At 60.3% G+C, this 7,861-nt stretch carries 5 protein-coding genes; 4 read left to right on the top strand and 1 reads right to left on the bottom strand.

Going from position 1 to position 7,861, the window contains the following annotated elements; all coding sequences use genetic code 11:
* Nucleotides 1-149: 149 nt before the first annotated feature.
* The gene (locus tag AYJ54_RS45945; RefSeq protein ID WP_063696054.1) at nucleotides 150-1,586 is read right to left on the bottom strand and encodes an IS1182 family transposase; all 1,437 of its coding nucleotides are present in this window, start codon (nucleotides 1,584-1,586) and stop codon (nucleotides 150-152) included.
* 263 nt (nucleotides 1,587-1,849) lie between these two features.
* Between AYJ54_RS45945 and AYJ54_RS45940 the strand changes: the two genes are divergently transcribed.
* The 4 genes from AYJ54_RS45940 to AYJ54_RS53345 all read left to right on the top strand — a co-directional run.
* Nucleotides 1,850-3,097 (top strand): serine hydrolase domain-containing protein, encoded by a 1,248-nt coding sequence (locus tag AYJ54_RS45940; protein WP_082906145.1) that lies wholly within the window; start codon nucleotides 1,850-1,852, stop codon nucleotides 3,095-3,097.
* A gap of 325 nt (nucleotides 3,098-3,422) precedes the next feature.
* Nucleotides 3,423-4,286, top strand: coding sequence for an aldo/keto reductase (locus tag AYJ54_RS45930; RefSeq protein ID WP_063709162.1), 864 nt, complete (start codon nucleotides 3,423-3,425; stop codon nucleotides 4,284-4,286).
* 1,213 nt (nucleotides 4,287-5,499) lie between these two features.
* Entirely contained in the window at nucleotides 5,500-5,727 is a 228-nt protein-coding gene (locus AYJ54_RS45925; RefSeq protein WP_063709166.1) for a hypothetical protein, read from the top strand.
* Between the two features lie 905 nt (nucleotides 5,728-6,632).
* The coding region (locus tag AYJ54_RS53345; protein WP_245329341.1) for a caspase family protein at nucleotides 6,633-7,861 on the top strand (1,229 nt) is incomplete at its 3' end.

Genomic DNA, 7,861 nt, shown 5'->3' with positions numbered 1-7,861 from the left:
GGCCCAGGCCGTGTGAAAATCACGCAACTTGGGGCGCGCCGGCGCATTCGCGGCCGCCGAGCTTCCAATTCGGTGGGATCGCCCCCGGTCATCTCAGTGGCAGCCAGGAGCTTCATGTAGGCGCCGATTTGGTCGCGCAGGGGCCAGCCTCACGCCCGCATCGCCTCCAGCAATCCGGCTACGCCCACGATCATCATCACGCGCTTCATGTTGTAGGCGAGCACGTTGAGCGCCATCTCGGTGGCCACCTTTGGCAGCTTTTTCGTGAGAAAGTGCGTAGCTCCCATCCAACACTTCAACGTGCCGAACGGGTGCTCCGCTGTCTGACGGCGGACACCCATTGCATTGGGGTTGTGGTCGAGCCGATCCTGAACTTTCTCCAGAACGGCCTCGTGCTCCCAGCGTGAGATGCGGCGCTCAGTGCCTGTCGTGCACTGAGCTTTTAGCGCGCAGGTTTTGCAGGTGCCTGTCCAATAGCGGCGCAGTATCTTTCCATCCTCTACGTTCGTATAGTGATCAGTTAGCCGCTCGCCGGCGGGACAGCGATAAACATCGTCGGCGGCGACATAGACGAAGTCCTGTTTGCCGAACCGGCCAGCAGCTTTGGCGCCCGAAGTCATCGGCTTCGGCAACGTCACTGTGATGTCGGCTTCCTCGCAGGCCCGGATCTCCTCTCCATCGTAATAGCCGCGGTCTGCCACGGCTTCGAGCGTCTCGACAGCCATCTCGTCGCGCGCCTGCCTGGCCATGTTGGCGAGTTGGTGGCGATCGGTACCCACGTTCGTCACCTCGTGAGCCACGATGAGATGATGCTGGGTATCAACTGCAATCTGCACGTTATAGCCAACGATCCCGGTGTCCTTGCCACTTGTCGCCATCGACCGCGCGTCAGGATCAGTCAGCGAGATCTGCTTGTCCTCGCTCTTCATCATCTCCGTATTGATCGCGGTGAGCCGGACGATCTCCTCCTTGAGCTTCTCGATCTTGCCCTTCAACCGCTCAACCTTCGCCGCAGGCACCGCATCGCCGTGCCGATCGGCGGTCTCGAGCTGCGACAGATACCGGGCGATGCTCTCGTCGATCCGCTCCAGGCGCCGCTTCATCTTCGCCTCGGTGAAGTTCTTGTCCCGCGCATTGACGGCCTTGAACTTCGATCCATCGATGGCGACGCTCGCTGCAGCAAGCAGATCAAGCTTGCGGCACAGTGCGACGAACTCGCGGCAGACCTCACGAATGGCCTTGCCATTGTCCTTGCGGAAATCCGCGATGGTCTTGAAGTCCGGCGCCAACTGCCCGGTCAGCCAGATCATCTCGATATTGCGTTGGCATTCCCGTTCCAGGCGTCGGCTCGACGGCACGCGATTGAGGTAGCCGTAGATATAGAGCTTGAGCATCATGCCGGGATGGTAGCCGGGTCGCCCCGTCTCGAATGGCTGGACGCCAACGAAGCCGAGCTTATCCAGATCGAGCCCGTCGACGAACACATCGACCGCACGCACCGGATTGTCCTCGGTCACGTAGTCGTCGAGCAGCGCGGGGAACAACGTGCTCTGACCGCGATCAACCCCTTCCACGAATCCCGCCATCGCTCGTCCCACCGATTCATTGGAGAACAATAGCAGAGGCGGAGTTTTCACACGACCTGGGCCCTGAGCCGAACAACGCTTAAGCCGTTGCCATGTCAGCTGTCCGCAGCAGACCGGACATCGGTCCTCGCTCACCTCCACCGCCGCTTTTGACCCATTTCGGAAGTCGTGCCCCTTGATGGAAGAGCTGCGCTAATGCAGCCTAGTTGTTTGAGCAACACGCGGAGGCGGCGATGAACATAGGGCGGGTTTCGATCATCGCGATGGTTATGCTCGCGACCTTCGGCATCACAAGTGCGCAAGAAGCCGCCAAGCGTGCCGTTGCCGGACCGGTTTTGTCGAACACTGGTCATGATGCGGCCGCTTACGGCGCTGACGAGGGATATCCACTTGGCACATTGGCGACCGGCGCAGAGATGCGGCATCTCGTTGCGACCTATAGTCATTTTGACGAGCTGACACCCGCGCGTATCGTTGCACGTGCAGCCACATCCTGGTCGCTTCAGCGCGCAGCCGAGCCCGAGATTTACTACAGCTTCGACGGCGAACGCCGCACGATCGCGGATTATCTCGCCCGGCAGCCGACGACCGGACTGCTCCTCGCCAGGGACGACACTATTTTGTACGAACACTATCAATACGCGCGATCGGACCGCGATCGCTTTCTCTCCCGGTCGATGGCGAAGACCATCACTGCGATGCTGATCAGCATCGCTACAGCCGACGGTGTCATCAAATCGATCGACGACGACGTCGCGACCTACGTCACCGGGCTCGCAGGCACCGAGTACGGTAAGACCCCGATCCGCGCGCTGTTGCACATGTCCTCTGGTGTCGAGTTCAAGGAGGTCTATGATGGGCAGGACGATATTGCGCGCCTTGGCCGTGACCTGTTCGGTCGGCCCGGCAAGGCCCCCGTGGTCAGCGTCGCGCAGTTCAACACCCGAGTCGCGCCGCCCGATACGCGTTGGCACTACGCCAGTTCCGAGACCGAGATCCTCGGGCTCGTCCTGCGCGCTGTGACCGGCAAGCCAGTCGCTGACTATCTCAGTGAGAAGATTTGGCAGCGGATCGGCACGGAGGCCGACGCCTCGTGGGCGATCGACAGTACCGGCCAAGAGGTGACCTTCTGCTGCTTTAACGCCGTATTGCGCGACTACGCCCGTTTCGGACGCCTGCTCGCATATGATGGCGTATGGAACGGGGTGGAGGTCATACCACGGCAATGGTTGTTGGATACGACGACGGTGCGTTCGAGTGACGCCCACCTCGCGCCTGGCGTGGCGACAAAGTACTACGGTTATGGCTATCAGATCTGGCTGCTGCCCGGCACCGCGCGGCAGTTCGTGTTGCTCGGCATCCGTGGCCAAATGATCTTCGTCAATCCCGCAACCAAGCTGGTGATGGTACCCACGGCGGTGCGTCCCCAAGCGGTCGATAGGACTGCGTCAGCAGAGACGATAGCACTATGGCTGGCCGTGATGGACCAGCTAGGTCGCAACGCGCGATAAGCGCCCCATCTCGCGGCGAAGTGCAGGTCGAGATGTCGCCGATTGGCCTTTCTCCGACCTCGTGCCATGTCGGCTTCTGCGCCGCTATTCGGGGACAAGCGGACATCAATTCTGGCTCTTCTGACCGCCTCCGTCTGCTCGGCATCATCGTTGACCCCGCGAGCCTGATCCGGCTTGCCAGCGCAATTTTCATGATCCTTGGCGTCCTGACACGGACGTAGCCGCAGAAGATGATGCGGCCGCAGTCACTATGGCGTAACGTTGAAACGCCAGCGTCATCACACCAACTAGCCGACGACGCTTTCGCCATGTGAGAGGTCCAGCGATGCCCGCAGAGCATGATACGCGCGCGTTGGGTCGAACCGGCATCCATGTGCTGCCCTTGGGCATCGGCACGAGCAAGTGGCGGCGTGCCGATCGTGGGGCCGTGTTGGAAACATACCGGACCATTCATGATGCCGGGCCGTGCATGATCGACACGGCTGAGATCTATTTCTCGGAGCGCGTCGTGGGTGACTGCTTGCGCGCCGCTCCCGCCCATGCGGTGATAGCATCGAAATTCCTTCCCTTTCCGGGCCGAAGCTCTCCGCGCCGCCTGATGAGCGCGCTTGACGGCTCGCTCGCGCGCCTGGGTCTCAGGACAATCGATCTCTACTATGTCCATTATCCGCTGCCCTTCATCGACGTGGGAGTGTTCGCCGAAGGCCTCGTCGAAGCGGTGAAGTCCGGTAAGGCACGCGCGGTCGGCGTGGCAAACTTCAACGCGGACCAGATGCGCCGCATCGCCGATCACCTCGCAAGGGCCGGCGTTCCGCTCGCCGCCAATCAGGTCAACTACAGCCTGCTCCGACGAGCAGCGGAAACAAGTGGCGTACTCGAAGCCTGCCGTGAGCTCGATGTGGCACTGGTCGCGTATTTTCCCCTTGCGTCCGGCCGCCTTACGCAGCCATCGGATAGCATGGGCATAAAGCCACTGCTGATGTGTCTCGCCGATATTGCCCGAGTGCATGACGCCAGCATCAGCCAGGTCGCCCTGAACTGGCTATTGGCGCGCGACAGTCACGTAATTCCCATCCCAGGCGCGACCAAGCCTCATCACGCCAGGGCCAATCTCGATGCACTCGGTTGGCGCTTAAGTGAGACCGAGTTCGACGCGATCGACCGAGCCTCAGCAAGGACTGGAACATGAATCCAGCATCCATGGGGGTGGTCAAAAGTCTGGAGGCTAATCCCCGTCGACCGGCAGGTTCGTACGCAAAAAGCTCAGCTCGAAAAAAAATGAAAAAACCCACTTGGCACAGCATGGAGAGCTTCTACTCAGTGTCGGGTTCAGGGGCTAAAGCTGACCCTCTGCCTCCATCAGCCGAGGTCCCAGTATGCCGAGTAGGCCCGGGGAATTTCACCCCGAGCCACTCACAGATTCCGTACGTGAACCTCTCGATTCATACGGGCTCGTGCCATCGCATGAAGGCTGCCGCCTTCCATTGACGATCGGGTTCCTCCCATTGCTGGTTGACCCGATCCAATGGCGATGACCTACCCCCTTAACGGGCATTACCCCGCTTGAATCGCTAGTACGAGGCAGTCCGCCCCCTCTCTGGCGCATCGGTACTTTCGACCCTGCGGTTGTAGCCGCTTGTGTCTTTTCCCTGGCATCGCCGGCCAGGTTCTCACGTTCCATACGACAGCTTGGTCGAGCTTCGCGCCGCCTACATGCCGGATGTCGCTCGGGCAGTCTCAGGCATCCCCCGAGCTGATCCCGGAGGAAGGGTCACCCCCCGGTTCTGACATCGCCTAATCCGTTTTCGACACTTCTGCAGCGGTTCGCTTGCGCTCGCCTCTCTCGACCGTGCCTGCCGGGATCTTGTCCCGACGTTTCCGCAACGTTCACCACCACGGCTTTTGACTGCAGCAGCTTGCGGTGGCTTGAGATCAGCACCTGATTGCCGATCCCGAAGGGCCTCCTTCATCTCTCGTACAGTTGCGCATCGCCGCGTGGACTGGCGATGCTCATGACACAAGACCTATACCGGAAGTACGAGAGTAACGGCAGAGCCTCGACGCTTGTTCGTCAAGCGAACCTTCGCATGTTTCCGCCGCAACCCATCGCCTCGCCAAAGACTTCGAGGCAGCATCCATCCCGAGCGGGAGGCTTGGAATCCTGATCGCCAGCGTGTGGCTGCTTTCTCGCTAGAATGCCAAACACCTATTTTGGGTCGGGCTCTCGGCAGGCTGGCGGCTTCGGATTTCGGATAGGCTCGAAGCCTATGATCTGGCGCACTGCGATGAACACAAACTAAATTCGCCGTTCTCGCGTCATTCAGATTAAGGCCCCTAAGGTTTCGATGCTTTGTCCCACAAGGAAAATCCTCTCGTGGACACGCGAACTGAAGGAGATGACAATGAAGACTAAGTTAGTTGCTGCAGCGGCTTTGGTTGCATCGTTCGCTGCTCCCGCCTTCGCAGCCGATCAGTTCTATGTCGTGCAGGACGTTAAGACCAAGAAATGCACCGTCGTCGACAAGAAACCGACCGACTCGTCGATGACCGTTGTGAGCCAGGCCGGCGCTGTCTACAAGACTAGGGCCGAAGCGGAAGCTGGGATGAAGACCGTCAAGGTCTGTCCCTAGCAGTAAGGGGAAACATGGCGGTCCCATTGTTCTCGTTACTGGTGGCGGCATGCACCTGATGGGCCATCTACACTAACATTAGGAGCCCGCTAACCTTGGCGGGCTTTTTGTCTGCCTAAGCGGAAACGGCGCCAGCGTCCGACGAGAGTCTGGCGCCTTTGGGACGTGTCGATGGCCTCTCAGAATGTGTGTTTATCGGGGTAGACTGGAAATTGATTGGCGCACGGTCATACGGCGCTTTTGACCCGATCACCATCGCGCTGCGTTGAGTTCTCGCCGGGTCAGGGGCGACGCTTTGAAGTGGCATGCCCGTCGAAGCGAGAAAGCAATTTTCAGCTTAGTCCTCGTCTTCGTATTCACGTTCGTGTTCGTAACGGCCCCAATGTTCGTGCTCGTGTTCATGGTCATGCCACCAACGACCTCGCCAGGGCTCTCTGGGTGGCCCATACCATCCGTAGGAAGAGTACGGCCCGTATGGCCCGTACATCCCGTAGCCCGGTCGATGAACGCAAATTTGCCGACAGCCGTAGTAGCCGCACCGCTCACGGCAGATCAACGCGGTGTCTTCAGGGGTGGGAGGAGCCGCTGAAAGTGTTTGGCCGGCAGAGGGCACGTTGATGGCAGAAGCTGAGGTTGACCAAATTGCGCAAAGGCAGAGAGCTGTTGAGGCAACCGTCGCGGACTTCGGCATCGAAATCTCCTCAGGATGTCGTTCACAAGAAACGTCGAATGCAGCCCAGCGGTTCCCGCCCGCCAATGCGCGACGTCCGAAGTGTGCACTGGCGAAGTATATGTTGGCGAACTTGAGGCCAACGCACACAGCAAAAGTTTTAGCATCTGCATGGTTGTTAAGGTTCTATTCAGGGCGCGCGCCGTGGACTAAACGGGCGTGGGAGACAGTTTGTATGAAGACGGCATTTTTCGCTCTGCTGACCATCTTGGCCCTGACGCTTCCGGCCGGGGCCGCAGAGCGTCGCATTGCTCTCGTTGTTGGAAACGCCAACTATCAAACCGGCTCTCTGCCAACGCCCGCCAATGACGCCGGTTTGGTCGCACAGACGCTGCAAGCGGCTGGGTTCGACGTGACCGGCGCGCGCGATCTTGACCAGGAATCCCTGCGACGTGCATTTAGGGATTTTCTGGATAAGTCATCGTCGTCAGGTCCAGATGCGGTCGCTTACATCTATCTGTCGGGATATGGGGTGCAGCTCGAGGGCGAGAACTATTTCGTTCCCGTCGATGCTCGAATTGCGAACGACACGAGCGTTTCCGCCGAAGCTCTGAGACTTTCGGACTACATCAGGCCGCTCTCGGCGCTGCACCTGAAGACTGTGGTGATCGTCCTGGACCTGGCCCGCGCCAATCCTTTCGCCAGCTCAGGAAATCCGTTGACCGGTGGGCTGGCGCTGGTCGATGCCGAACCTAGCACGTTGATTGCGTTCAACGCGGCGCCCGGCACCATCGCGCCCGACGAAGCGGGGCCTTACTCTGCCTACGCGCAGGCCCTTGCGGAAATTTCGCGTGAAGGCGGATTGTCGATCGATGACGCATTTGCGCGGGTCCGTTTGCGCGTCAACCAGATCACCAATGGCGGGCAGGTGCCTTGGCATGCCTCTAAGCTGCAAGCCCCGATTTCCCTCTTCGAACGCGCGCCGGACGCGCCGCCACCTCCGGTGACCGCCGAGCAAACCGCATCGATTCGGCAGCGGCCGATCCGGGATTTCGACGCGCGCGAAGCCTACCTTGCCGCGCTCGATCGAGACACGCTCGAGGGCTACGAAGACTTTCTCGCAGCTTACCCGAACGATCCGATGGCGAGGCGCGTGCGCGCGATCGTCGCGGCTCGGCGCGAGGCGATTACCTGGCGGCGCAGCAGAACCACCGACACGCCGCAGGCCTACTGGTCATATCTGAGACGCTACCCGCGCGGCGCGCATTCCTTCGATGCGCGAAGGCGTCTGGCTTATCTGTCGGCTGCGTTGGAGCCGCCGCCCAGCTTCGCGGTCATCGATTACGGCCTGCCGCCGCCGCCGCCCGATGAGATCGTCTTTGTCGACCGGCCAGTCCTGGTATTTGCCGATCCCGAGTTCAGCTTTGCGCCGCCGCCGCCGCCTCCGGTCGTTTTCCTGCCGCC

The sequence above is a fragment of the Bradyrhizobium centrolobii genome, from assembly GCF_001641635.1.
Lineage (GTDB): Bacteria > Pseudomonadota > Alphaproteobacteria > Rhizobiales > Xanthobacteraceae > Bradyrhizobium > Bradyrhizobium centrolobii.
Note: the sequence above shows the minus strand (reverse complement) of the source record. Positions and strands in the feature narration are given on the sequence as shown.

What these genes read in the sequence shown, in the direction of transcription:
- AYJ54_RS45945 (WP_063696054.1), bottom strand. Translation starts at nt 1,586, where the DNA reads ATGGCGGGATTCGTGGAAGGGGTTGATCGCGGTCAGAGCACGTTGTTC.
- AYJ54_RS45940 (WP_082906145.1), top strand. Translation starts at nt 1,850, where the DNA reads ATGGTTATGCTCGCGACCTTCGGCATCACAAGTGCGCAAGAAGCCGCC.
- AYJ54_RS45930 (WP_063709162.1), top strand. Translation starts at nt 3,423, where the DNA reads ATGCCCGCAGAGCATGATACGCGCGCGTTGGGTCGAACCGGCATCCAT.
- AYJ54_RS45925 (WP_063709166.1), top strand. Translation starts at nt 5,500, where the DNA reads ATGAAGACTAAGTTAGTTGCTGCAGCGGCTTTGGTTGCATCGTTCGCT.